22 protein-coding genes are annotated in these 24,087 nt (G+C 73.3%); 6 read left to right on the top strand and 16 right to left on the bottom strand.

Annotated elements, in window-relative coordinates; all coding sequences use genetic code 11:
- Positions 1-147: 147 nt before the first annotated feature.
- The 10 genes from GXW74_RS04010 to GXW74_RS03965 all read right to left on the bottom strand — a co-directional run bounded on the left by GXW74_RS04010 (position 148) and on the right by GXW74_RS03965 (position 10,583).
- Positions 148-1,722: an ABC transporter substrate-binding protein gene (locus GXW74_RS04010; protein ID WP_211845001.1), complete on the bottom strand. Its 1,575-nt coding sequence runs from the start codon at positions 1,720-1,722 to the stop codon at positions 148-150.
- Positions 1,723-1,882: 160 nt separating this feature from the next.
- On the bottom strand, positions 1,883-2,389 hold the full coding sequence (locus GXW74_RS04005; protein WP_211845000.1) for an ATP synthase F0 subunit B: 507 nt from the start codon (positions 2,387-2,389) through the stop codon (positions 1,883-1,885).
- Positions 2,389-2,991 (bottom strand): F0F1 ATP synthase subunit B family protein, encoded by a 603-nt coding sequence (locus GXW74_RS04000; protein ID WP_211844999.1) that lies wholly within the window; start codon positions 2,989-2,991, stop codon positions 2,389-2,391. The genes GXW74_RS04005 and GXW74_RS04000 overlap by 1 nt, the downstream gene beginning before the upstream one ends.
- A 100-nt stretch (positions 2,992-3,091) precedes the next feature.
- A complete protein-coding gene (locus tag GXW74_RS03995) occupies positions 3,092-3,316 on the bottom strand; it encodes an ATP synthase subunit C family protein (RefSeq protein ID WP_133221840.1) in 225 nt (74 codons plus the stop codon).
- Between the two features lie 75 nt (positions 3,317-3,391).
- Complete coding sequence (locus tag GXW74_RS03990) at positions 3,392-4,147, bottom strand: F0F1 ATP synthase subunit A (protein WP_211844998.1); 756 nt, start codon at positions 4,145-4,147, stop codon at positions 3,392-3,394.
- A 22-nt stretch (positions 4,148-4,169) separates the two neighbouring features.
- A complete protein-coding gene (locus GXW74_RS03985; RefSeq protein WP_211844997.1) occupies positions 4,170-4,466 on the bottom strand; it encodes an AtpZ/AtpI family protein in 297 nt (98 codons plus the stop codon).
- A gap of 104 nt (positions 4,467-4,570) precedes the next feature.
- A complete protein-coding gene (locus tag GXW74_RS03980) occupies positions 4,571-5,035 on the bottom strand; it encodes a VOC family protein (RefSeq protein ID WP_211844996.1) in 465 nt (154 codons plus the stop codon).
- Between the two features lie 296 nt (positions 5,036-5,331).
- Entirely contained in the window at positions 5,332-9,336 is a 4,005-nt protein-coding gene (locus tag GXW74_RS03975; protein ID WP_211845265.1) for a chromosome segregation SMC family protein, read from the bottom strand.
- An 86-nt stretch (positions 9,337-9,422) separates the two neighbouring features.
- Positions 9,423-10,016, bottom strand: a complete 594-nt coding sequence (locus GXW74_RS03970; RefSeq protein ID WP_211844995.1) for a DsbA family protein — start codon at positions 10,014-10,016, stop codon at positions 9,423-9,425.
- Positions 10,017-10,115: 99 nt separating this feature from the next.
- Positions 10,116-10,583 (bottom strand): DUF721 domain-containing protein, encoded by a 468-nt coding sequence (locus GXW74_RS03965; protein ID WP_211844994.1) that lies wholly within the window; start codon positions 10,581-10,583, stop codon positions 10,116-10,118.
- A gap of 2 nt (positions 10,584-10,585) precedes the next feature.
- On the opposite strand from GXW74_RS03965, the gene GXW74_RS03960 reads away from it, so the two are divergent.
- The 3 genes from GXW74_RS03960 to GXW74_RS03950 are packed head-to-tail and all read left to right on the top strand — an operon-like array spanning position 10,586 to position 14,031.
- The gene (locus GXW74_RS03960; protein ID WP_211844993.1) at positions 10,586-11,644 is read left to right on the top strand and encodes an A/G-specific adenine glycosylase; all 1,059 of its coding nucleotides are present in this window, start codon (positions 10,586-10,588) and stop codon (positions 11,642-11,644) included.
- Positions 11,645-11,704: 60 nt separating this feature from the next.
- Complete coding sequence (locus GXW74_RS03955) at positions 11,705-12,868, top strand: glycosyltransferase family 87 protein (RefSeq protein WP_211844992.1); 1,164 nt, start codon at positions 11,705-11,707, stop codon at positions 12,866-12,868.
- On the top strand, positions 12,865-14,031 hold the full coding sequence (locus tag GXW74_RS03950) for a glycosyltransferase family 87 protein (RefSeq protein WP_211844991.1): 1,167 nt from the start codon (positions 12,865-12,867) through the stop codon (positions 14,029-14,031). The genes GXW74_RS03955 and GXW74_RS03950 overlap by 4 nt, the downstream gene beginning before the upstream one ends.
- 12 nt (positions 14,032-14,043) lie before the next feature.
- On the opposite strand, the gene GXW74_RS03945 is transcribed toward GXW74_RS03950, so the two are convergent.
- From GXW74_RS03945 to GXW74_RS03920, 6 genes are all read right to left on the bottom strand, one after another.
- The gene (locus tag GXW74_RS03945; protein WP_211844990.1) at positions 14,044-14,643 is read right to left on the bottom strand and encodes a hypothetical protein; all 600 of its coding nucleotides are present in this window, start codon (positions 14,641-14,643) and stop codon (positions 14,044-14,046) included.
- A gap of 34 nt (positions 14,644-14,677) precedes the next feature.
- The gene (locus GXW74_RS03940) at positions 14,678-15,763 is read right to left on the bottom strand and encodes a site-specific DNA-methyltransferase (RefSeq protein ID WP_338148127.1); all 1,086 of its coding nucleotides are present in this window, start codon (positions 15,761-15,763) and stop codon (positions 14,678-14,680) included.
- A 105-nt stretch (positions 15,764-15,868) separates the two neighbouring features.
- A complete protein-coding gene (locus tag GXW74_RS03935; protein WP_211844988.1) occupies positions 15,869-16,501 on the bottom strand; it encodes a ribonuclease HII in 633 nt (210 codons plus the stop codon).
- 297 nt (positions 16,502-16,798) lie between these two features.
- Positions 16,799-17,473 carry a hypothetical protein gene (locus GXW74_RS03930; protein WP_338148126.1) on the bottom strand — a complete coding sequence of 225 codons (675 nt, stop codon included), beginning with the start codon at positions 17,471-17,473 and terminating at the stop codon, positions 16,799-16,801.
- 299 nt (positions 17,474-17,772) lie between these two features.
- On the bottom strand, positions 17,773-18,990 hold the full coding sequence (locus GXW74_RS03925) for an MFS transporter (RefSeq protein ID WP_211844987.1): 1,218 nt from the start codon (positions 18,988-18,990) through the stop codon (positions 17,773-17,775).
- Positions 18,987-19,703 carry an ArsR/SmtB family transcription factor gene (locus GXW74_RS03920; protein ID WP_211844986.1) on the bottom strand — a complete coding sequence of 239 codons (717 nt, stop codon included), beginning with the start codon at positions 19,701-19,703 and terminating at the stop codon, positions 18,987-18,989. The genes GXW74_RS03925 and GXW74_RS03920 overlap by 4 nt, the downstream gene beginning before the upstream one ends.
- A 217-nt stretch (positions 19,704-19,920) precedes the next feature.
- Here GXW74_RS03920 and GXW74_RS03915 point away from each other — a divergent pair, with 217 nt between their 5' ends.
- The 3 genes from GXW74_RS03915 to GXW74_RS03905 form a co-directional block, all read left to right on the top strand.
- Entirely contained in the window at positions 19,921-20,271 is a 351-nt protein-coding gene (locus tag GXW74_RS03915; protein ID WP_211844985.1) for an antibiotic biosynthesis monooxygenase family protein, read from the top strand.
- Positions 20,272-20,504: 233 nt separating this feature from the next.
- The gene (locus tag GXW74_RS03910; protein ID WP_211844984.1) at positions 20,505-20,891 is read left to right on the top strand and encodes a DUF4280 domain-containing protein; all 387 of its coding nucleotides are present in this window, start codon (positions 20,505-20,507) and stop codon (positions 20,889-20,891) included.
- A gap of 18 nt (positions 20,892-20,909) precedes the next feature.
- Positions 20,910-24,087, top strand: a 3,178-nt coding sequence (locus GXW74_RS03905; RefSeq protein ID WP_211844983.1) for a type VI secretion system Vgr family protein, incomplete at its 3' end; no start/stop codon positions are given.

Here is a 24,087-nt window from a genome sequence, read left to right as displayed (position 1 = left end):
GAGGGGTTGGCCGAAGCCTGCCGTGGTGCACCGGAGCGCCGCGGCAGGATGGACACCGACGCAATGCCCGGCAGGGGAAAACGGTTCCCAAAGGCCTTTCGGCCTTTGGCGGGGTGGTCCGGAGGGGCAGTGCCCCTCCGGCCTTCGTCACTGCCCGAAGCGCACGTGCCGCAGCTGGAAGTAGTTGTCGGCGGTCTGCACCACCGTCCAGCCCTGGCGCACCGCCCAGACGATCTGCTGCTGGTGCAGCGGGATGAAGGCGACATCGTCGCGCAGCACCTGGCTCGCCTCGGAGATCAGTTCCTGGCGCTGGTCCGGGTTCGTCTCCACCGCGATGCGGTCCAGCAGCGTGTCGAAGCGCGGGTTGGAGTAACCCGCGCTGTTGAACACGCCGCGCGCCCCGTCACGCGTACCGGCCAGGTTGTAGAAGGCGTTGTGCGCGTCGGACGTCGAAGGCGTCCACCCCAGCAGGTAGAAGGAGGTGTTGAAGCGCGGCGCGTTGATCTCCGCGAAGTAGCGCGCCCGGGTCTGCGCCGCGAGCGTCACGCGGATGCCGACGCGCGCGAGCATCGCGGTCACCGCGGTGCAGATCGCCTCGTCGTTCACGTAGCGGTCGTTGGGGCAGTCGAGCGTGACGCCGAAGCCGTTCGGATAGCCAGCCTCCCGCAGCAGCCGGCGCCCTTCCTCGATGTTCACCGCGGGGCGGACGTCGTCGGCCTCGCGGAACCCGTTCACGCCCGGCCCGTAGAGCAGGTTGGACGGCCGCGACTGGCCGCGCATCACCGTGCGCTGGATGGCGTTGACGTCGATCGCGAGCAGCATGGCGCGCCGCACGCGCACGTCCTGGAACGGGTTCTTCCCCTGCACGTCGGACTTCAGCAGTTGCGGCCGCATCTGGTCCATGCCGAGGAAGATGGTGCGCAGCTCCGGCCCCTGCATGATGCTCACGCCCGGCGACCGGCGGATGCGCTCCACATCCTGCGGCGGCACGGTGTAGACGAAGTCCATCTCGCCCGAGAGCAGGGCGGCGACGCGCGTCGCGTCGTTGGAGATGACGTTGAACTCGGCGCGCGTGACGTTGTGGCGCGGCGTGTCCCACCAGTTGGGGTTCGGCACCAGCACGGTACGGCGGTCGGGTTCACGCGACTGCAACAGGAACGGCCCCGTGCCCATCGCATTGCGGGTGGCGAAGTTCTCCTCGCGCGAGGTCAGGTCGGCCGGCCGCGTGGCGTTGTTCCGCTCCGCCCAGGCGCGGCTGAGGATGCCCCAGTTGGTGATTTCCTGGAGCAGAATCGGGTTCGGCACCGTCGTCTCGAATTCCACCGTGTGGTCATCTACGCGGCGGACCTCCTTCACCGAGGCGAGCACGCCCTGGATGTTGGAGCCCTGCGCGCGTGCGCGCTGGGCGCTGAACACCACGTCGTCGGCGGTGAAGGGCGTGCCATCGGTGAAGCGCACATTGCGGCGCAGATGGAAGCGCCAGACGGTGGGGGAGGGGTTCTCCCAGCGCTCGGCCAGCGCCGGCTCGACGCGCATCTGCGCATCGCGGCGGACCAGCGGCTCATAGATGTTGGCGTTGAACGACAGCAGGAAGGTCTCCTGCCGCGTGTAGGGGTCCATCGAATTGGTGTCGCCGTCGTTCGCCCAGCGGAAGACATTCGCCTGGGCGGCCCAGGTTGTGCCTGCCAACAGGGCAGCGGCGAGGACGAAGGGGCGCGGCATCGGGATTCTCCGTGAGAACAGCGTGAATCTACCGTTAGTCGCACTCATGCCAAACGAAAAGGCCGCCAGCCGTCGCAGGGAGTGCCGTTCCTCCGGCCAAACGAAAAGGGCGCCGTCCTTGCGGACGACGCCCTCCCTGGAGGCGCAGGTTTTCGAGGCGTCAGGCCGCGCGCAGCGCCTTCGGCAGGTCGGCGAGGCTGCGGTCCACCAGCGCCGCATCGGCGGCGGCATCGACAGTCTCCGCCAGCACGGTGCGGGCGGCGGCACCGGCGACTTCGGCGGCGGCGTGGCGGACATCCGCGACGGCGCTCGCCTCGGCGGCGGCGATGCGGTCCATCGCCATGCGCTCGCGGCGCTTGGCGGCGGCCTCGGCCTCCGCGGCGGCGGCGGCGGCGAGGCGTTCGGCCTCCTCACGCGCGCGGGCCAGCAGGTCCTCGGCTTCCTTCGCCGCGGCGGCGCGCTCGGCCTCGGCGGCCTTCAGCATCTGCTCGGCCTGGGCGCGCAGGTCGGCGGCCTCGGCGAGCTGGCGGCGGATGCGCTCGGCCCGGCCGTCGAGCGCGCCGGTCAGCACGCCCCACAGCTTCTTGCCGAGCAGCGCGAAGAACAGGACGAAGGAAACCGCGACCCAGAATTTCGGATCGAGCCAGAAGTGCTCGTAGTGGTGCATCACGCCCTCCCGCGCGCAGCGAGCTCGCGCCCGACCGCCGCCTCGATGGCCGCGCGGTCGGCCCGGCCGACCAGACGGGTGACCAGCGCCTCGGCCGCATCGGTGGCAACGCCGCGCAGCGCGCCCATGGCCGAGCTGCGGGCGGCGTCGATACGCGCCTCGGCTTCGGCGATCTGGGCGTTGAGGCGGGCGTTCACCGCCGCCGACTTGGCGTCGGCATCTGCCTGCGCGGCCTGCACCGCACCGGCCACCGCGGACCGTGCCTCGGCCCGTGCCGCCTCGGTCGACGCGCGGTGAGCGGCCATGGCGGCATCGGCCTCCGCCTTCGCGGCCTGGGCGGCCTCGAGATCGGCGGCGATTCGGTTGTGGCGCTCCTCGATCACGGCGCCGACGCGCGGCAGCGCGACCTTCGCCATCAGGTAGACGAGCGCGATGAAGATCAGCAGCTGCCAGACCACCTGGCCGATCAGCAGCCGCCCCTGGGTGGGGTGGCCGAAGGCGAGCTGCGGCATGCCCTCGACGGGCACCGCCGACGAACCCGCGGCCATCGCGATGGTGGGCAGGGTGGCGGCAAGGGCCGCCAGCATCATCACTCGGCGCATCGCCGTCATCTCCTCGCCGTCAGGCCCGGGCTGGAACGCGCCCCGGGCGGGTCCGCTCGCCCCGCCGCGGCCCCATCGGGGCGCGCGGCGGGTGCGGCGATCAGGCGAACAGGATGAGGAAGGCGATCAGCAGGGCGAAGAGCGCGACGGCTTCCGTCAGCGCGAAGCCCAGGATGCCGATCGGGAAGACCGCGTCGCGGGCGCCCGGGTTGCGCGCCACGCTGGTGATCAGCGAGGAGAAGATGTTGCCGATGCCGAGACCCACGCCGAACAGCGCGATCACGGCGATACCGGCCCCGAGGGCCTTCGCAGCGGCGACTTCCATGATACTCGTCCTTCCGTCTTTACATGGAGGTTCTGTACGTACTCGGTGGCAAGAGCACCCCGGTCACATGGCGGGTCAGTGCAGGTGCACCGCGTCGTGCAGGTAGATGCTGGTCAGGATCGCGAAGACATAGGCCTGCAGGAAGGCCACCAGGAATTCGAAACCCACCAGGGCGATGTTCACCGCGAGCGGCATGGCGGCCACGAAGGGCCCCACCGCGCCGAGGCCGCCGAGCAGCACGACGAAGGTGGCGAACACCTTCAGCATGACGTGGCCCGCGACCATGTTCGCGAAGAGACGCACCGAGAGGCTCACCACGCGGGAGAAGTAGGAGATGATCTCGACCGGGATGATGATCGGCGCCAGCCACACCGGCGCGCCCTCGGGGAAGAAGTAGGAGAAGAAGTGCATGCCGTGGCGCGCGAGCGCGATGCCCGTCACCACCAGGAACACCACGATCGCGAGCGTCAGCGTGACGACGATGTGGGAGGTGAAGGTGAAGGCGTAGGGCAGCATGCCCAGCAGGTTGCCGAACAGCACGAACATGAAGATGGAGAAGACGAAGGGGAAGTACTTCTTGCCCTCGTCGCCCACCTGGTCGCGCACCATGCCGGCGATGAATTCGTAGGCCGCTTCGCCCAGCGCCTGCAGCCGGCCCGGGATCAGCGCGGCGCGGTTCGCCGTGGCGGTCATCAGCCCGACCGTCAGCGCGACGGCGATGACCATGAAGAGGTTCGACTGGCTGAAGCTGACGGCATCGCCAAAGATGCCCAGCACGGGAGAGAGCTCGAACTGGCTGAGAGCGTCGATCGTCTTGCCTTCGGCGGCCACCGGCAGATCCCCCGTCCGTCCATCACTTCCCGCGCGGGTGTCTCCGTGGGTTGAACAGGCGATACACGTTCATGACCCCGGCCGCGCTGCCCAGGACGAAGAACACCAGGAAGAGCCAAGGCCAGGTCCCGAGCCAGCGGTCGAGCGCGAAGCCCAGACCGATGCCGACGACCAGGGCCGAGAACACCTCGACCCCCGCGCGCAGACCGATACCCCAGGGGCCTTGCGGCAGTGCTCCGCGCCCATCCGGGCGCTTGTCCAGGCCCTCCCGGGCCCTTGCCTGCCGCAACCGCTCCTCGAAACCGTTGCGTTCGTCCACCTTTGCTCCCTGGCGCAACCCCGCCGGAAGGCAGGCCGCGCTTTACGGGTGGGTCCTTGACCTGTCAAGCGCGTGCAGTGCCGCATATCGCGGATTTTCAGGCATTATGCGTCGGCGGCGGACATCGCCGCGAGGCGACGGCGGACCTCTTCCTCCGATACGTCCTCGACATGGCTGGAGACGTGCCAGCGCTGGCCGAAGGGATCGCGGATGGTGCCGCCGCGATCGCCGTAGAAGCGCGTTTCCATCGGTTGCACCACCGAGGCCCCGGCGGCGACCGCGGCCGCGAAGACGGCATCCGCATCCTCGACATAGAGATGGACCATGACGCCCGCCGTTTCCTCCTGCGGCGGCACGAATCCGCCTTCCGGCCAGGGATCGCCGAGCATGACCAGCGAGTCGCCGATCTCGATCTCGGCATGGCCGACGGTGCCTGCCGGCGTGACCAGGCGCATCCGTTCCTTCGCGCCGAAGGCCTGGACGTAGAACGCGATGGCCCGGGCGGCGCCGCCGACGCAGAGATAGGGCGTGACGGAGCGGTAGCCGGGCGGGATGGGCTGAACTGCCATGGTGTCCTCCTCTGCGGGACCGCCAGACTGGCACGGCTACGCATGGAAAACGAGAACATGGCAGGAACTTTACCTGTGCATCTTCAGGCACGCCTCTGGAGGTCCTCAGGGCATGGCGGTCCAAGTGGCCCGGCCATGTCGCGGGGGTCGCGGGGGCGGTGCCCCCGGGCGGAGCGCGAGGCGGAGCCTCGCCGCCGGTGCTGCGGACCTGCTTCCCGGGCTGCCAGCCACCATCTTCAGTGGCCAACTCGTCCGCTCGGTTCGCTGGAGAGCCAGCGAACTCAGCGCGCAGGACCCTATGCGGCGACCGGCCCTTCCGCCATCTGCACCGCCTGGCCGAGATCCACGCTCAGCAGCCGCGACACCCCGCGTTCCTGCATCGTGACGCCATAGAGCCGATGCATCCGCGCCATGGTCAGCGGATGGTGGGTGACGACGAGGAAGCGCGTGCCGGCGTCGGCTGCCATGGCGTCCAGCATGTCGCAGAGCCGTTCCACATTGGCGTCGTCGAGCGGCGCGTCGACCTCGTCCAGCACGCAGACCGGCGCAGGCTGGCAGCGGAACACCGCGAAGATCAGCGACAGCGCCGTCAACGCCTGCTCGCCGCCCGACAGCAGCGACAGCGTCGAGAGCTTCTTGCCCGGCGGCTCGGCATAGATCTCGAGCCCGGCTTCCAGCGGGTCGTCCGACCCCACCAGCGCCAGATGAGCACGCCCGCCGCCGAAGAGGCGGCTGAACAACTGGCGGAACTCGGCATCCACGCGGTCGAAGACCTCGCGCAGCCGCTCCCGCCCCTCGCGGTTCAGGTGGCCGATCGAACCGCGCAGCTTGGCGATCGCCGCCTGCACCTCCTCGCGGTCGGCCGTGATCTGCCTGATGCGGTCCTCGATCTCGGTGACCTCGATCTCGGCGCGCAGGTTGACCGGGCCCATCTCCTCGCGCTCGCGCGCCAGGCGCTCGACCTTGCGGCGGGCCTTTTCCTCGGCGGCGTCGGAGAGCTCGTCGGCCGGCGGCGGCAGTTCGGCGCCTTCGCCGAGGCGTTCCTCGATGCGGGCGGCGACGGCTTCCTCCGCGGTCACGGCAGCCTCGGCGGCGCCCTCGGCGCGGACCTGGCCCTCGCGCGCGGCGGCAAAGATGGCGTCGGCCTTGCGGCGGGCCTCGCCGGTGGCGCGCAGGCGGTCCTCGGCCTCGGTCAATGCCCTGGCGGCGGCGGCGTGGGCCGCCTCGCATTCGGCCAGCAGGCCGGAGGCTGCCCGCCGGCGGGCGGTGGCCTCCTCGGGCGCTTCGGCGAGTCCGTCGCGCTCGGCCTGCGCCTCCGCGCTGCGGCGGCGCAGTTCCACCACGCGCGCCTCGGCATCCTCCCCGCGCGTGGTCCACAGGGTCGCTTCCTCGGCCACCGCGGCGAGCCGCGCGGCAACGCGTCCGGCCTCGGCGGAGAGCGCGGCGATGTCGCTCCGTGCCTGGAGTTCGCCCGCACGGGACGCGGCGAGGGCGTCGCGCGCCGTGCTCACCGCCGCGCGCAGGGCATCGAGGTCGGGCAGGGCGGCCTCCGCGGCCACGGCTTCACCATGCGCGGCCTCGGCCTCCGCGAGCTCCGCGGCGAGGCGCGCGAGCTGCGGCTCGAGTGCCGCCAGCCGGCTTTCCGCCTCGGCCGCGCGGGCGGCGAGGGTGGATTCGTGCTGCCGCGCCCCCTTGGCGGTGGCCTCGGCATTGCGGCGGGCCTCGCGTGCGGCGTGCTCGGCCGCCTGGGCGCGGGATTCGGCGCGGCCGGCCTCCTCCGCCGCGGCGCGCAGCCCGGCGAGGTCCGGCAGCGCCGCCACCGCTTGCCAGGCGGCTTCCAACAGCGCCTCGGCCTCCGCCCGGTCAGCGGCCAGCCGGGCGAGCTGCGGCTCGATCGCGGCGAGCCGGCTTTCCGCGCGCGCATGGCGGGCGGCGAGCGCCGCCTCGGCCTGACGCGCTTCCCCGAGCGCGGACTCGGCGCGGCCGCGGGCGTCGCGCGCGGCGGCCTCGGCCTTGCGGGCGTCGTCCTCCTGCGCGGCGGCGGCGGCGCGAGCGGCCTCGGTGGCCGCAGCTTCGGCCTCGGCCTGATCGAGCCGCGCCTCGGCAGCGCGCAAGGCATTGCGCTGGGCGAGCCGCACCGCGCCGGGCGTCGGCGCGCCGGCGCGGGCCGTGTGGCCGTCCCAGCGCCACAGCGCGCCTTCCTCCGACACCAGCGACTGGCCGGGCTTCAACGCCGCCTGCAAGGCCGCGCCGTCGGTGCCGCGCGGCAGCAGGCCGATCTGGGACAGGGCGCGGCCCAGGGCCGAGGGGGCCTCCACCAGGCGCGACAGCGGCACCGCCCCGCCCGGCAGCGGCGCCAGGGTCTCCAGCGGCGGCAGGTTGCGCCAATGGCGTGGCGCGGATTCGTCCGAGGGGCTTTCCAGCGTCTCGCCCAGCGCGGCGCCGAGCGCCGCCTCCAGGCCGGCGGGCACGCCCACCTGGTCGAGGATCGGCGCCGCCGCCCCCGGCTCGCGGGAGGACAGCACGGCCTTCAGCGCATCCACCTCGGCAGCGGCGCGGGCGCGGTCGCCGGCGGCGGCGGTGGCGGCACGACCGGCCTCGGCATGGGCGGCGGCGGCCCAGGCGCGCATCGCCTCGGCCTTCTCCAGCGCCGCGCGGGCTTCCTCCACCGCGGCGGCTGCGGCCTCCAGCGCGGCGGCGGCGGCCTCGCGCTCGGCCGGCGGGATATGCTCGGCGGCGGCGGCGTCGCGATCCTTCGCCATCGCCGCGTGCTGGGCGGTGATGCGGTTGAGCCGGTCCTGCGCCGCGTTGCGCTCGGCTTCGACGCGCTGGGCGAGGGTCGCGGCCTCGGCGGCGGCACGGCGGGCGGCGGCGTGCTGCTCGGCGGCGGCGGCGCGGGCGGCCTCGGCCTCCTCCAGCGCGAGGCGAGCGGCTTCCAGCGCGGCGTCGGCGGCGGCGACCTCGGCGGCGGCCTCGGCGCGGGCTTCCTGCGGCACACGGGCGCGGGCCGCGGCGTCGCGTTCGGCGGCGAGGCGGGCATGGCCTTCCTGCGCGCGCTTCAGTCGGGTCTCGGCGGCAGCGCGGGCCTCAGTGGCGGATTGCACGCGGGCGGCGGCTTCGGCGGCCTGTTCGGTGGCGGCCTCGGCGGCGCGCTCGGCCTCCCGCGCGGCCTGTTCCGCGGCTGCAAGCGCCGCTTCGGCGGCGGCCTGCCGGGCAGGCAGGGAGGTCTCGACTGCCCGCAGCGCCTCGGCTTCCCGGGTCAGGCGTTCGCGCGCGGCCTCGGCGTCGCGCAGCACGTCCTCGGCATGGGCCAGGTCGCGACGGATCTGCTTCAGGCGCGCCTCGGCGCCTTCGAGGGCCTCGCGGGCACGGCGCTCCTCGGCTTCCAGGCCCTCGGTCTCGACGCGGCGGCGTTCCAGGGCGGTGCGGGCGGCGGCCTCGGCGGCGCGGGGGGCGGGCAGGGCCTGCTCGGCCTCGAAGGCGGCGATGGCGGCGCGTTCGGCCTCGGCCTCGGCGGCCCGCACCGCGGATTTCGCCTGGGTCAGCGCCTCGGTCGCATGGCGCGCGGCGGCCTCGGCGCGGGCGGCGAGGATCGCCAGCCATTCGCCCTCCGCCTGCCGCACCAGTCCCGAGAGGTTCCGGTAGCGATTGGCCTGCCGCGCCTGGCGCTGCAGGCTCTGCCGCTGGGTGTCGAGCTGACTGAGCGTGTCCTCGGCGCGGGAGAGGTTGGTCTCCGCCTGGCGCAGCTTCAGCTCGGCTTCGTGCCGGCGGGCGCGCAGGCCGGCGATGCCGGCGGCCTCCTCCAGCACCTGGCGCCGGTCCTCCGGCTTGGCCTGGATCAGGGTCGAGACGCGCCCCTGGCTGACCATCGCCGAGGCCCGCGCACCGGAGCCGATGTCGGCGAACATGGTCTGCACGTCGCGCGCCCGCACCTCCTTGCCGTTCAGCCGGAAGGCGCTGCCCTGGCCGCGGGTGATGCGGCGGACGATCTCGAGTTCCGGCTGGTCGTGGTTGGGCGGCGGCGCGAGGCCCTCCGCCTCCTCGAGCTGGAGCGTGACCTCGGCGAGGTTGCGCCCCGGCCGGGTCGCGGTGCCGGCGAAGATGACGTCGTCCATCTCCCCGCCGCGCATCGCCTTGGCGGAGGTCTCGCCCATCGCCCAGCGGAGGGCTTCCACCACGTTCGACTTGCCGCAGCCATTCGGCCCGACGATGCCGGTCAGGCCGGGCAGCACCTCGACCGTGGTGGCCTCGGCGAAGGACTTGAAGCCGGCGATGCGGATGCGCGCGAGCGTCGCGCGCAGGGAGGCGATGCGCTGGGCCTCGCTGCGCGGGCCGCCGTCCTCGTCCTCCGGCTCGGGGGGCGCCGGGGAGACGTGGCCATCCGCCGTCACGGGGTCTGGGCCTCGCGGGCGAAGCGGTCGAAGGCGATGGCCCCGGAGACGAGGCGGCGGCCGAAGACGAAGCTCGGCGTCGCCTGGATGTTGAACTCGCGTTCCGCCTGCTGGCGCTGGGCGAGGATGGCGCGGGCCAGGTCGTCATCGGCCCAGGCGGCCTCGAAGGCGGCCGGCGCCATGCCGGCGAGCGCCGCGATCTTGCCGATCTCGGCCTTGTGATCGACCCCCCGGGCGAAGGCCCAGCGGTCCTGGGTGGAGAACAGGGCGGAGAGGAAGGGCTCGTAGCGTTCCGCCGGGAAGCTGCGGGCGACCGCCGCGGCGCGCAGCGCGACCTGGTCGAGCGGGAAGTCGCGCCACACCATCCGCACCCTGCCGGTGTCGACGAGCTGCGACTTCACCTGCGGCCAGGTGTCGCGGTGGAAGGATCCGCAATGGCTGCAGGTGAGGGAGAAGAACTCGATCACCGTCATCGGCGCATCGTCGCGGCCCATGGCGCGCTCGCCGAGGCGCGGATCGGTCGTCTGCGCCAGCGCCGGCGTGGCGGTCATGGCGCCGGCGGCGGCAAGCAGGGTGCGGCGATCGAACATGCGGTCATGGTCTCCCAAGGTGCGGCCACCCCGAAGGACAGGGAGGCGTCCCGGCCTCATATGGGCGGCGGGGGCTGCGTGTCAGGGACTCGGGCAGCCCTACCCCCTGTTCCGATAGACGCCGCGGCCCAATCTTTCCAGCGCCGCGCGCAGCTCGGGGGAGGCCACCCCCTCGAGCGCCGATTCGACCCGTTCCGGCAGGGCGACGGGCCGGGCGGGCGGCTTTCGCGGGGGTGCCGCCCCGGCGGGGGCCTGCTGGACGAAGCGGAAGCGCTCCACCGCCACCCGACCGAGGGCGGCGTTGATCCGCCCGGCCAGTTGCGGCGCCAGGTGCTGCAATTCCATCGCCACGGGCCCGGAACAGGCGAGCGTCAGCGTGCCGGAGGCCAACCGCAGCGGCCGGGTCACGGCGGCGAGCGCCGGCCCGACCAGTTCCGGCCAGTCGGCCATGATCTGCGCCCCGGCGGGGCTCTTGCGCTTGAAGGCCGGGCGCGTCAGGGCTGGGACCAGAGCGCCGACCGGCCTCGGCCCGCCCAGGAACCGCCTATTCCCCTCGTCCCGTGCCATCCATGACCCCTTCCGCCGCCGAGCTGCTTGCCTGGTACGACCGCCACCGGCGCGTCCTGCCCTGGCGCGCGGCCCCGGGCGAGGCGCGCGACCCATACCGCGTCTGGCTGTCCGAGGTCATGCTCCAGCAGACCACGGTGGCCGCGGTGGGGCCGCGCTATGCGCGCTTCCTCGCCCGCTTCCCGACGGTCGGCGCGCTGGCCGCCGCCGATTGGGCCGAGGTGGCGGAGGAATGGGCGGGCCTCGGCTACTACGCCCGCGCCCGCAACCTGCATGCCTGCGCCCAGGCGGTCGCGGCGGCGGGAGGGTTCCCGGGCGAAAGGGAGGGGCTCGCCGCGCTGCCGGGCATCGGGCCCTATACCGCCTCGGCCGTCGCCGCGATCGCCTTCGACGCGCCGGTGGTGCCGGTGGACGGCAATGTCGAGCGCGTCACCGCCCGCCTGCATGCGGTCGAGGAGCCGCTGCCCGCCGCCAAGCCCCGCCTGACCGCGCTCGCCGCCGGCTTCATGGCGGACCCGGCGGCGCGCGCCCGGCCGGGGGATTTCGCCCAGGCGCTGTTCGACCTGGGTGCGACCGTCTGCACGCCCCGCAACCCGGCCTGCGGCCTCTGCCCCTGGCGCGGGCCCTGCGTCGCCCGCCGCGCCGGCATCGCCGAGACCCTGCCGCGCAAGGCACCCAGGCGCGCCCGCCCGCTGCGCCACGGTGCCCATTTCCTGCTGCGCGATGCCGCCGGCCGCCTGCTGCTGCGCCGCCGGCCGGCGAAGGGCCTGCTCGGCGGCATGCTGGAAGTGCCCGGCACGCCCTGGCGCGACGCCCCCTGGGCCGAGGCCGAGGCCCTGCCGCATGCCCCGCTCGCCGCCCCCTGGCGCCGCCTGCCCGGTATCGCCCGCCACGGCTTCACCCATTTCGAGCTGGAGATGGTGCTCTACCTTGCCGCCCTGTCGCCGCGCGCCGCGGCGCCCGACGGCGAATGGCTCGCCGCGCCGGACGCCGCCCGCGCCCTGCCGAGCGTGATGCGCCGCCTGCTCGCCCTTGTCCCGGCCGATTCACCCCCGCGATAACGGACCCCGCAGCAGGCGGGAGCCGCCCCGATTCGCGCCCTGACGACGATCCTCGCCACCTTGCGCGACGCGCCCTGGCTGACGGCCGAGCGGGCGCGGCTGTGGTGCACGGCGCTCGGCGTCGCGATGCTGGCGGGGGTGGCGATCCTGGTCGGCACCACGCGCGGCGGCATCGCCATGAACGGCATGCCGGTGGCGGGCGATTTCCTGTCCTTCTGGGCGGCCTCGGACCTGCTGCTGGCGGGGCGGCCCGCGGATGCCTACCGGCCGGAGCCGCACATCGCCGTGCAGGCGGCGCTGTTCCCGGGCATCGCGGGCTATTTCGCCTTCTTCTACCCGCCGGTCTTCCTGCTGCTCTGCGCGCCGCTGGCGCTGCTGCCCTACGGTGCCTCGGTCGCCGCCTGGCTGGCGGTGACGGGCGGGGCCTATGCCGCGGCGACGCGGGCGCTGCTGCCGCGCTGGGGCTGGCTGCCGGTGCTCGCCTTCCCCGCGGGGCTGATCAACATCCGCTACGGGCAGAACGGGTTCCTCAGCGCCGCGCTCTTCGCCGCCGCGGCGGCGCTGCTGGAGAAGCGGCCGGTGCTGGCCGGAATCGCGCTGGGCGGGCTCGCCTACAAGCCGCACCTCGCCATCGCGGTGCCCTTCGTGCTGGCGGCCGCGGGGCGCTGGCGGGCGTTCTTCGCCTGCGGAGCCACGGCGGCAGCGCTGGCGGCGCTGTCCTGGGCGGTGCTCGGGAGCGACACCTGGGCAGCATTCCGCGAAGGTTCCGCACTTGCCCGGCGGGCCTTGGAGGAAGGCTGGGTCTCGCCGGAGAAGATGATCAGCCTCTTCGCCGGCGTCCGGCTGATGGGCGGATCGCTCGCGCTGGCCTGGGGGCTGCAGGGCGTGCTGACGGCGTCCGTGCTGGTGCTGGCGATGCTGGCGGCGCGGCGCCGGCCGGGCGGCACGGCGGAGGTCGCCGTCATCGCCGCGGCGGCGATGCTCGTCTCGCCCTTCCTGCTCGACTACGACCTGGTGGTGACGGCGGTGCCGCTCGCCTGGCTGCTGCTGGCCGGCATCTGCGCGGGGTTCCTGCCGTGGGAGAAGCTGCTGCTGGTGCTGCTCTACATCTGGCCGCTCGCGGCGCGGATGGCGGTGGAGGCGACGCGGCTGCCGCTCGCCGTGCTGGCCGGGCTGGTGCTGTTCGCGCTGGCGCTGCGGCGGCTGCGGGCGGCCGCCCCGTGATCGCCTGGCTGCGCGACGCGGCGTGGATGACGCCCGAGCGCACGCGCCTCTATGGCCTGGCGGGCGCCCTCCTGTCGCTGCTGCTCGCTGCCGGCTTCCTGCGCACGGTCCTCGGATGGGACGGCTCGGTGCCCGGCGATGTCGATTTCATCGCCTTCTACACCGCGGCCCGGCTTGCGCTGGAAGGGGCGGGCGCGGGCGTCTGGAACACCGGCCTGCAGATCGCCATGCGCGAGGCGCTGCTCGGCGCGCCGACGCGGGTCTATACTTTCCTCCACCCACCGAGCTTCCTGCTGCTGGTCCTGCCCTTCGGGCTGCTGCCCTACTTCGCGGCCATGGCAAGCTGGGTGGCGACGACGGGGATCGCCTTCCTCGCGGTGCTGCGTGCCTGGGGGGCGGGGCGGGCGGTGCTGGTGGCGGCGCTGCTCTCGCCGGCCTCGATCATCAACGCCGCGCACGGGCAGACCGGCTACCTGACGGCGGCGCTGCTGGGGCTGGCGGGGCTCGGGATCGGCGCGCGGCCCTGGCTTGCCGGGCTCGCCTTCGCGCTGCTGGCGACCAAGCCGCAGCTTGGCGTGCTGGTCCTGCCCGCGCTGCTGGCGGCGCGGCGCTGGCCCGAGATCGGCTGGGGCGCGGGCTTCCTCGGCCTGTTCGCCGTCGTCTCGCTCGCGTCCTTCGGGCCGGAAGCGTGGCGGGACTTCCTCGCTCTCGCCCTCGCCTATCAGGACGTGGTGCGCGGCGGCGCGCTCGAGCCGTGGAAGCTGCAATCGGTCGCCGCCTTCGCGACCACGGCCGGTCTCGGCGGCATGACGGCGGCGATGCTGCAGGCGGTGGTGGCGGTCGCCGTCGTCGTCGCGGTGATGGCGGTGTTGCGCCGCCGGCCTGGCGGCCGCGCGGAAGCCGCCGCGATCGCCGCCGGCCTGCCGCTCGTGACGCCCTACATCCTCATGTACGATCTGGTCATCCTGCTGGTGCCGATGGCCTGGGTGCTGGCCGAGGCGCGTCGCACCGGCTTCCTGCCATGGGAGAAGACCGTGCTGCTCCTTGCCCTGTTGGTGCCGGGGCTGGCGCTGGCAGCGGGGCTCGGCGCGGGCGTTTCCGTCACCGCGCCGGTCGCGGCGGCGCTGCTCGCCGTGGTGCTGCGGCGGATCCGCGCCGGCTGAAGCGGAAGGCGCCTACGCCCGCCCGCGCGCCGCGAGCAGCACGAAGGACGCCCCGGCCACGCCGGCCAGTGCCGCCGCCGCCAGCACCAGCAGCACCGATTGCTGCACCAGCGCGAGCAGCGGCACCGACACGCCGAGCACCGCGCCCACCGCCATGATCCGCCACGAGCCCGCATGCACGCCGGCGACGAAGGTGCCGAGCGCGAGCAGCATCAGCAGCCCGATCTCCGCCCCGCGCCCCTGCAAGGCGGCCTGCACTTCCGGCCGGAACAGCACCAGCATGGCGAGAAGGAAGCCCGCCCAGTGCAGCGCCTGGGTCCACACCAGCCGCATCCGCCCGCCGCGCTCCGGCGCGCCCGCCCAGCCGGCGACGATGCAGAGCAGCCCGAAGACCGGCGTGACGATCGTCCAGTAGAGCGTGTTCGGCTGCGAGGAGAAGCCGGCATAGGCGACGCCGCCGAAGGCTGCGAGCAGCATCAGGATGTAGGGCGCCTGGCTGAACAGCGCATGGCCGGTGCCGGCCCTGGCCGCAGGCGCCGCTGCGGCCGGCATGGGCATCGGCGCCTGCGCGGCCGGATCGGGTGCCGCGCCGCCCGTCATGCTTTCGCCCATCCCGTCGCGGCCTCCTTCCGCCGTTGCGGCTGCGTCACGCCTCGCGCAGCACTTCCGCGCGCAGCTCGTCGAGCACGCGCAGCCGGCCGTCGCGCTGCTCGACATGCCAGAACAGCCAGCCATTGCAGGACGGCGCTTCCTGCACCGCCGCGCCGACCTTGTGGATCGAACCGCTGGCAAGACCGCAGCGCAGCGTGCCGTCGGCACCGACCTGCGCTTCCCAGCGCTTCTGGCGGTCGAACAGCTTCGCCCCGGCGGGCACCAGCCCGCGCTCGACCAGCGTGCCGAAGGGGATGCGCGGCTGCTCCTTCTTCGAGGGCAGGGCGGCGGCGGCCTCCTCCGGCGCGGGTTCGACAGCGGCGATGCGTTCGAGCGCGGCGTTGGCGTAGGCCTGTTCCCGCTCGATGCCGATGAAGCGCCGGCCGAGCCGCTTCGCGACCGCCGCCGTCGTGCCCGAGCCGAGGAAGGGATCGAGCACCACATCCCCCGGCGAGGTGCAGGACAGGATCACGCGATGCAGCAGCGCCTCGGGCTTCTGGGTCGGGTGCAGCTTGGAGCCCTTGTCGTCGCGCAACCGCTCGCCGCCGGTGCAGAGCGGGATCAGCCAGTCGCTGCGCATCTGCAGGTCGTCGTTGAGCGCCTTCATGGCGGCGTAGTTGAAGCGGTAGCGCGATTCCGGCCCGCGCGCCGCCCAGACCAGCGTCTCATGCGCGTTGGTGAAGCGGCGGCCGCGGAAGTTCGGCATCGGGTTCGACTTCCGCCAGATCACGTCGTTGAGGATCCAGTAGCCGAGATCCTGCAGCGCCGAGCCGAGGCGGAAGATGTTGTGATAGGCGCCCATCACCCAGATGGTGCCGTCCTTGCGCAGCACGCGGCGGCACTCGTTCAGCCATTCGCGCGTGAAAGCGTCGTAGGCGCCGAGGTCGGCGAAGCGGTCCCACTCGTCGTCGACGCCATCGACGACGCTGTCATCGGGCCGCCGCAGCGTTCCCTTGAGCTGCAGGTTGTAGGGCGGGTCGGCGAAGATCGTATGCACGCTGGCGGGCGGCAGATGCCGCAGCCATGCGACGCAGTCCCCGACCAGCACCTGGTCGAGAGGCAGATCGATAGACGTGCCCACTCGCGAAAACCCCGTTCCCCAACGCAGTTCCGCAGAATCGCTTGTGCGACTCGGCGGGTCAAGCATGGCTTTCGATGTTGCGCATCGAAGGCGCGCCGCGGCGCGTCAGCCGAGTGCGAGCACCGCCCGGTCGACCGGACCGAAACCGCGGCGGTGATGCGGCGAAGGCCCGAGCCGCGCCAGCGCCGCGCGATGCGCCGCGGTCGGATACCCCGCATGCCGCGCGAAGCCGTAGCCCGGCCAGCGCGGATCGAGCCGCGTCATTGCGCGGTCACGAACGACCTTCGCGAGGATCGACGCCGCCGCGATCGACAATGACAGCGCATCGCCGCCGACGATGCAGCGCACCGGGCAGGGCAGCGGCGGCGGCCGGTTGCCGTCGACCAGCGCGAGATCCGGCACCATCCCGAGCCGCGCCACGGCGCGGCCCATCGCGAGATGCGTCGCGCCGAGGATGTTGCGCGCGCCGATCTCGGCCGCCGAGGCCGCGCCGAGGCCGAAGCGCAGCATGCCGCCTTCGGCCGCGGCACGCAGGGCGGCGAAGGCGGTGTTCCGCTTCGCGGCGTCGAGCCGCTTGGAATCGTCGATCAGCGCCGTGAGCGCATCGGGCGGCGGCGCGAGGAAGACCACCGCCGCGGCGACGACCGGCCCGGCCAGCGGGCCGCGCCCCACCTCGTCCACGCCGGCGACGCGGCCCTGGCCTCTCTCCAGCTCGAAATCGGGTCGCCTGCGCCGCATGCGGGGCCCTTATACCAGCGGCACCCGTCATGCACTCCAGCCGAGGCCGCGAACGCGGCCCGCCGGGCGTCCGGGGAAGCCGCGCGAGCCGGAGGTGCGCATCCGGCGTCGGAGGGCGCGACATGGCGGCTGCCGGTGGTCGCGCATGGCAGCGGCGAAGTCGGAACCGAACCCGCCCGATCCGATCCCGGTCGGGCGGGTGGAGATGCTCGCGAGGGACGAAGCGTCCGATCGGCCATGATGAGAGCACGCCGACGGAGCCCGCTCCGGCTTGCGCGCTGGCCCCCCTCCGCTGCGTCAGTCCACCGCGAAACAGTAGAACAGCCCGGCCCCGCCGGTGCTGCGCAGGCCCTCGGCGCTGCAGCCGCGCGAGGCGTGGGAGGCATTCCACGACCGCGAGGCGGCATCGTCGCGCAGGCCGACGCGGTCGTGATGCCCGAGCATGGCCGATCCCTCGGACCCGCCGAGCGTCCAGTTGCCGCAGGTCATGTCCTGGCCGCCCTGGAAGGCGCGGCCATCGGCCTGCGACCCGGTCAGGATGTCGTGCGTGTTCGGCGTGTCGCCGCGGCCGTTGACCATCGCGCCGCGCTCGGTCAGCGCGGTCTGCTTGGTGAGGTTGTTGGTTTCGCCATGCAGGTCGTCCACGCCCTGCGCGATGACCACGCCCGATGCGTTCCGCCAGGGCCCGCGGCCGATGCGGTCGCGCGCGTTCACCGCCGGCTGGCCGGCCGTCGCCATGGTGCTGAGATAGGCGCGCCAGCTCCGCCCGCCGGCGCCGGCCGCCTGCGCCAGGGCCTGGCAGTGCCGGTCGGCGCCCTCCAGGCCGCCGAGATTCGCGCCCTGACCGGGCCCTGCGCTGGTGACGAAGAAGGTCATGCCCGCCGGCCCCGCGCCCGGCTGCTGCTGTGCGGATGCCGCCAGGCCAAGCCCCATGAGCGCAGACGCCGCCGCGAGTGATGCTATGGCACGCACGCCGTGGTCCTCCCTTGTTGGGGGGATGCGAACCGCCGCCCGGCGGATGCGCTTGCCTCCCCCGCCCCGCTGATATCGGGGCGCGGGCTGCGTGATCCAGGGGGAGGTTGCGTCGGCGGGGTGGACCGCCGGCGGCCGTTGGCAACCGCCGGGCTGGCATCGGGGATCCCGTCAGCGCCGATGGAGCGCGTCACCGACCACCGAGGGGCGGCAGGCCGCGATGGCGGGCCATGCCGGCATCGCGCCCGGACCCGCGAGGCGGTGGGTCGTGGGGCGAGACCCGCCGCGGCCGCCGAGCCTCAGCGCGCCGGCCGTGGCAGCAGCAACCAACCCGCCAGCCCCGCGAGGAGCGCCGCCGCCAGCACCCCGAAACCGGCGCGGTAGGCCGCTTCCGGTCGCAGCCCGCCGGCCTCGGGGAAGAGCCCGACCACCGCGCCCACCAGCATCGGCAGCAGCGCCGAGCCGAGCACCTGCGCGAGGTTCACCGTCGTCGCCCCGCGGCCGACGAGATGGTCCGGGAACAGCGACCGCCCTTCCGCCACCACCAGCACGGGATAGGAGGAGAACAGCACCAGCAGCACGAGCAGCGCCAGCGCCGCCGGCAAGGGCGCCGCCGGCCACAGGGCGAGGGCCGCGAGCGTCGCCGCCGAGAGCCCGGCCCCCGCCGTGACGATCGGCCGCCGGCTGTCCACCAGCCGTTCCAGCGGCCCGACCAGCAGCAGCCCGACGGGCATCGCGACGCCCATCGCCGCCAGCGCCCAGCCCCGCCCCGCCGCATCCAGACCGTGCACGTCGGCCAGATACGGCCCGGCCCAGAGCCCGATCACCGTCGCCGCCGCGGCATAGGCGACGAGGTGCATCGACAGCACCCGCGCCAGCCCCGGCAGCCGCCAGATCGAGACCTGGCCGAGCAGCGCCTGCTTCAGCGTCTCCGGCTTGCGGATGGGGGGCGGCCGGTCCGGCGGGTCATCCCGCACCAGGCGCCACCACAGCAGCCCGCAACCCGCCGTCAGCAGCGCCGAGGCGCCGAGCGCCCCGCGCCACCCGAGCAGCCCCGCAAGCCCCGCCAGCGGCGCCCCCGCCAGCAGGATGCCCATCTGCGAGACGGCGAAGACCCGGCTCAGCGCCAGCGTCATCGCCGCCCCCGAATGCCAGCGCGCGCAGAGCACCACCGCCGCCATGAAGGACGCGGCCGAGCCGAGGCCGAGCAGGAAGCGCGCCGCGAGCAGCGTCGCCCCATCCGTCGCGAAGGCCTGGCACGCCGCCCCCACCACCGCGAGCCCGGTCAGCGCCGCCACCGTCCGCCGCGGCCCCGCGCGATCGAGCGCGATGCCGACCGGCACCTGCGCCACCAGCAGCGCGGCGAAGAACATCCCGTTCGCCGCCCCCAGCACCGCCGGCGTCAGAGCGAGCTCGGCCGCAAGATCCGGCGCCACCACGCCGAGCGCGGCGCGATGGAACTGGCTCAGCCCCGTCATCGCCGCGAGGGCGGCCATCAACGCAGCGGCGGCACTCATGCCGCGAGGTCGAGGCCGAGGCCATCCTTCAGCCCGCGCGCGCCCTCGGGCGTCAGTGCGAGGCGGCGACGCGCGAGGATGTCGTCCTCGCCCGATGCCGGCAGCCGGCGCAGCCAGCCTCGCGCGATCCAGGCGCTGGCGATCTCCCGCCCGAGGCCGCCAGCGAGGTGCGGCCGGCGCTCCGACCAGTCCATACAGTCGCAGGCGAAGCGCGGCGCGGTCTCGGCGCGGGCAAGATCCACCCCGGTTGCCGCCAGCCGCGCGCGGCCGTCCCGCGAGGCATCCCAGCCGCCCGGCACTGGCGTCAGCCAGCCTTCCCCGGTCAGCCGCGCATGCAGCCGGACGCCGAGCCGCCCGGCCAGGTGGTTCCAGCACAGCCGCGCCTGGCGCGCGTCCTCCCCGTGCTTCCAGTGGCGCACCGGGGCGATGCGCGCGGCGAGGCCGCCGAGCGTCTCGATCGCCGCCGCGACTTCCTCCGACGCCAGGCGGTGGTAGCGGTGCCGCCCCTGCACATGCACGAGCAGCAGCCGGCCTTCCGTCAGCCGCGCGAGGTGCCCGCTGGCCGTCGCCGCCGCCACCCCGGCGATGCGGGCGAGCTCGCCGGCGGTCAGCGCCTCGCCGCCCATCAGCGCGGCGAGCATGCGCGCGCGCGCCGGGTCGGCGATCAGCGCGGCGATGGCGGCGAGCGGGCCGGGGGCGGTCGGGTCGGTCATCGCGCGATCCAGGTGTCCTGCCTCCGAAGTCCTGCGGACTTGGATCCCAGGCCTCCAGCCCTTGTCTTCCGTGGCGTGTGTGTCCGCTCCGTTCGCCGGAGACCCGGCGAACCTCGCTGCCTGGACACTAGCCGCCCTTGCCCGCCGGTGCTTCGGTCCATGGCGAAGTGTCGGGCAGTCTTTCGTGCGACAAGTCCCCTGGCAAGGGAGGCCGGGCATGATTGCCGTGATCTTCGAAGTGGAACCGGCCGAGGGGCGGGAGGCGGACTACCTCGCCATCGCCGCGGCGATGCGGGAGGACCTGGTGAAGCAGCCCGGCTTCGTCTCGGTGGAACGCTTCCGCAGCCTGACCCATCCGGGGAAGCTGCTGTCGCTTTCCTTCTGGGAGGATGAAGAGGCCGTGCGGAACTGGCGTTGTCATGCCGGGCATCGCGGCGCGCAGGCGGCCGGGCGTGGCGGCGTCTTCGCCGGCTACCGGCTGCGCGTCGCCGCCGTGCTGCGGGATTACGGGATGACCGAGCGGCGCGACCAGGCGCCGGCCGACAGCAACGCCGCCTTCCCGCCGTAGCGCGCCAACGCCCCGCGCAAGCTCGCCCCGCCGGCCCGGCGCGGCGCGACGCATGCCGGACATGGCGGCAACCGCCGGTTGCTGCCATGTGCGGATTCCGCGCCACGCGCTCGCGCCCGCTATCTTTGCGAAGCTCGCCGCCTGATAGCGATAGCGGCGCTGCGCACCCTGGGCGTAGCATTTCGTTTCGGCGCCGGCCGGCCCATCGGGCGGCGCGGACGGGAGCGGCGGACATGCCCCGCCATGTCGTCGAGGGTGCTCAGCTCAAGTGCAGCTTCGGAACCACGCCTTCGGCCCTGGGCGTGCCGCCGAAGAACCGCGCCTGGAGCACGACGCCCTGCGCGACCATCCTCGACCATGTGCCGACGGCGAACATCCGGCCCTTCGGCATGTGCATGAGCCCCTCCAACCCGCAGGTCGCCGCCGCCACCACGGCGGCCCTCGGCGTGCTGACGCCGCAGCCCTGCATCCCCTGCACGGTGACGCCCTGGACGCCGGGCGTGCCCGCCAACACCCTCGCCGGCGCGCCGATCCTCAACGACACCTCGACCCTCGCCTGCACCTGGGGCGGGGTGATCACCGTCATGGATGCCGGCCAGCAGACAGCCAACGTGCCGTGAGCGGCGCGGAGACGCTCCATGGCGCTCAAGCAGAAGAACCGCTTCCTCACCATCGACACCATCCTCGGCAATCCCGAGGGCGAGGATGAGGACGACAACTTCGTCCTGCTCCAGCTGCGCGGTGCGGAGGGCATTTCCTTTCCCTACGCCTTCGACCTGACGATGATCGGCCCGAAGGGCCGCCGGCCGGAGCCGTCGCGGCTGATCGGTTCGCGCGCGCGGGTCGGCATCAAGCACGTCATCAACGAGGCCGACCAGGATGTCTTCGACCACGTCCACCGCCACGGCGTGATCGAGACCTTCGGCGAGGTGGGTCCGCTCGGCGACTTCCGCTGCTACACCGCGCGCCTGGTGCCGGCCTTCAAGCTCACCGCCTACGAGACGCGCTTCCGTGTCTTCGAGGAACAGACGCTCGAGACCGTGCTTCGCTCCGTGCTCGCGCCCTACACCGAGATCGAGCTCAACGCCAACGTGCTGCGGGACGAGGCGCCGAACCCCATCCCCTACTGTGCGCAATTCGGCGAGAGCACGCTGAACTTCGTCCATCGCCTGCTCGACCGCTTCGGGATCTTCTACCGCTTCGAGCACGAGCTCAACGCGCAGCGCGAGGTGCTGGCACTGGGTGGGCGCAGCTCCGTGCGCCCGAGCAATGTCGGCGTGGTGGACATCGGCACCGGCGACCCCGGCCCGGGGCGCGTGACATCCTTCCGCAAGTCCTTCGCGCTCGCGACGCGCAAGGTGAAGATCGGCAACTTCAACGAGATCAACCCCGCGACCCCGTTTCGCGGGGAAGCCGACATCGCGCCCGGCTACGACCTGATGGGCGACCATCCCGCGCACGAGGCCGAAGCCTTCCCCGCGCCCGTCACTGTCGCACCCGAGCCGCGCGACCATGCCGAGCGGCGGATGCGCCAGAACGAGGGCGGCGTCTTCGCCGCCAGCGGCCTTTCGAAGAACACGCAGTTCCGTGCCGGCCGCACCTTCATCGTCCACGAGGACGCGACCGCGCCGCCGGATTCCGCCGACAAGGGCGAAACCGGCAAGACCTGGTTCCTCAAGACCGTCACTCTCTTCGCCTTCGACCATTCGGCGCTGGTCAGCACCGGCGGCAAGCTCTTCGATCTCATCAAGGGGCTGTTCGGCCTCGGCTCCACCAGCAAGGACGACGCCTCGGCCGCCGCCGCGCAGGCGCTGCTCGACCAGATCAAGAAGGACGTCGAGACGGGCAAGGAGATCTTCGCCTGGCTCGACAAGGCGCCGGGCGCCAACAATCCCTCCGGCCTGCCGGACTTCGTCGGCAGCCTGCTCGGGCGCGGCGGCTCGGCGGTCGCCGGCGCCGTGCCGCTGATCGTGGCGACGGCCAAGTCCATCAAGGACCTGCTGGAGAAGTTCTTCGCCGATCCCTCCGGCTTCTCCTGCGCCTTCGACGCGCTGCCCTTCGACTCGCCCTTCCTGCGCGACGTGCTGCCGACGCCGCCCGCATCGCGCCCGCTCGCCTACGGGCCGCACCTCGCGCTGGTGATCGGGCCCGACGGCATCGACAACGCGGCGCGCGACATCTTCACCGATGCGCTCGGCCGCGTGCGCATCCGCTTCCCCTGGGATCCGGGCCCGGACAACCCCAACGACCCGATCGGCAAGGAGCCGATCCTGACCGGGCGCAACACCTGCTTCGTGCGCGTCTCGGACGGCTGGGCGGGGGAGCGGCTCGGCCTGCAGTTCATCCCGCGCATCGGGCAGGAGGTGGTGGTCGGCTTCATCGACGGCGACCCGGAACGGCCGATGGTGGTCGGGCGCGCCTACAACGCGCGTGGCGGCACCAGCCATCTGCCCTTCCTGCCGGCCTCCGCGCAGGGGAAGCAGCTCGTGAAGCCGGCCGACCTCAAAGGCACCGAGACCGACCAGGCGACGCGATCGGGCATCCGCAGCAAGACGACACCGAGGAAGCCCGAGGGCCAGTCGGGCTTCCACATGCTGCGCCTCGAGGACAAGCAGGGGGAGGAGCAGTTCCTCATCCGCTCCGAACGGCGGATGGACCAGACCGCCTTCGGGTCGCGCTTCGACACCACGCGCGGCAACCTTCACCTCCTCGTCGGCGGCGGCAAGCAGGAGGAAGGAAAGCCGCCGCCGGGCGGGTCCTTCTTCACCACCGCCGGCGGCGAGGTCGACCTGCATGTCGGCAAGGACCAGTTCGAGAACATCGACAGCGAGATCAACCTCACGGTCAAGGGCAACAAGATCCAGGATATCGGCAACGGGTTCTTCGCCTACGCCGGCGAGCGCATCGCGCTGAACGGCGACACCATCGTCCTGCAGGCCAAGCGCAAGATCACGCTGCGCGTGGGCTCGGCGCAGATCGTCATCACGCCCTCCTGCGTCTATTGCGACGGCGCCTTCTACAAGGAGCAGCAGGGCGGCCAGGCGGACGACCTTCCCGAGGTGGAACTGACCGACGCTGCCGATGCCGCCCAGGCCGACCCCGGCGAACCGCCCGACTTCCTTGCGCGCCTGCCCAAGGGTGGCGGCGGTCCGCGCCGCAAGCACACCAAGAGCCCCAAGGAAGCCCCGTTCCTCGTGCCGGACCCGAAGACGCCCGGCCGGATCATCGTCACGCACAAGGGCGATCCGGAGGGAAAGGAAAGCAACCTCAAGATCGACAGCCGGTCGTCCGAGTTCACCGATCGGGTGGCGAACGACCTGATCGACATGTCCGAGACGCCGGACGGCCGCCGCAGGATCAACAACGCGGCGGGCGGCAGCAATCCGACCGTCATCAAGGAGCCGGACACGCTGACCGACCCGCCCACCGCCACCACCAAGCCCGACAGCATCCCCGATTCCACCGCGGCCGGCGAACCGACCGGACGCATCGACAAGGACGGCAACCTCGAACGCGGCACCGGCAAGGGTTCGGGCTCCACCGTCACCTACGATCCCGTCGACTGGCCGCGCGAGGGCGATCCGAACTCGCCCAAGAGCACCGACAAGCTCGGCGATCTGCTGGATGAGGCGGACGCCAACCAGAACGGGCAGGGCAAGGCCGGGCGCTTCGGCGGCCAGGTGCCGCCCTCGCCGCCGCCGGCCCCGGGATCGGGCTCCGGCCCGGCGGGCGGGGCGGCGCCGGCATCGGGTGCAGGAGGGGCACCGGCATCCGGCGGGGGGGCGGCCCCGGCATCCGGCGGGGGGGCGGCCCCGG

The sequence above is a fragment of the Neoroseomonas eburnea genome (assembly GCF_018129005.1).
Lineage (GTDB): Bacteria > Pseudomonadota > Alphaproteobacteria > Acetobacterales > Acetobacteraceae > Neoroseomonas > Neoroseomonas eburnea.
Note: the sequence above shows the minus strand (reverse complement) of the source record. Positions and strands in the feature narration are given on the sequence as shown.

What these genes read in the sequence shown, in the direction of transcription:
- GXW74_RS03965 (WP_211844994.1), bottom strand. Translation starts at nt 10,583, where the DNA reads ATGGCACGGGACGAGGGGAATAGGCGGTTCCTGGGCGGGCCGAGGCCG.
- GXW74_RS03925 (WP_211844987.1), bottom strand. Translation starts at nt 18,990, where the DNA reads ATGAGTGCCGCCGCTGCGTTGATGGCCGCCCTCGCGGCGATGACGGGG.
- GXW74_RS04000 (WP_211844999.1), bottom strand. Translation starts at nt 2,991, where the DNA reads ATGCGCCGAGTGATGATGCTGGCGGCCCTTGCCGCCACCCTGCCCACC.
- GXW74_RS03980 (WP_211844996.1), bottom strand. Translation starts at nt 5,035, where the DNA reads ATGGCAGTTCAGCCCATCCCGCCCGGCTACCGCTCCGTCACGCCCTAT.
- GXW74_RS03920 (WP_211844986.1), bottom strand. Translation starts at nt 19,703, where the DNA reads ATGACCGACCCGACCGCCCCCGGCCCGCTCGCCGCCATCGCCGCGCTG.
- GXW74_RS03995 (WP_133221840.1), bottom strand. Translation starts at nt 3,316, where the DNA reads ATGGAAGTCGCCGCTGCGAAGGCCCTCGGGGCCGGTATCGCCGTGATC.
- GXW74_RS04010 (WP_211845001.1), bottom strand. Translation starts at nt 1,722, where the DNA reads ATGCCGCGCCCCTTCGTCCTCGCCGCTGCCCTGTTGGCAGGCACAACC.
- GXW74_RS03935 (WP_211844988.1), bottom strand. Translation starts at nt 16,501, where the DNA reads ATGCGGCGCAGGCGACCCGATTTCGAGCTGGAGAGAGGCCAGGGCCGC.
- GXW74_RS03970 (WP_211844995.1), bottom strand. Translation starts at nt 10,016, where the DNA reads ATGTTCGATCGCCGCACCCTGCTTGCCGCCGCCGGCGCCATGACCGCC.
- GXW74_RS03945 (WP_211844990.1), bottom strand. Translation starts at nt 14,643, where the DNA reads ATGGGCGAAAGCATGACGGGCGGCGCGGCACCCGATCCGGCCGCGCAG.
- GXW74_RS03910 (WP_211844984.1), top strand. Translation starts at nt 20,505, where the DNA reads ATGCCCCGCCATGTCGTCGAGGGTGCTCAGCTCAAGTGCAGCTTCGGA.
- GXW74_RS03960 (WP_211844993.1), top strand. Translation starts at nt 10,586, where the DNA reads ATGACCCCTTCCGCCGCCGAGCTGCTTGCCTGGTACGACCGCCACCGG.
- GXW74_RS04005 (WP_211845000.1), bottom strand. Translation starts at nt 2,389, where the DNA reads ATGCACCACTACGAGCACTTCTGGCTCGATCCGAAATTCTGGGTCGCG.
- GXW74_RS03915 (WP_211844985.1), top strand. Translation starts at nt 19,921, where the DNA reads ATGATTGCCGTGATCTTCGAAGTGGAACCGGCCGAGGGGCGGGAGGCG.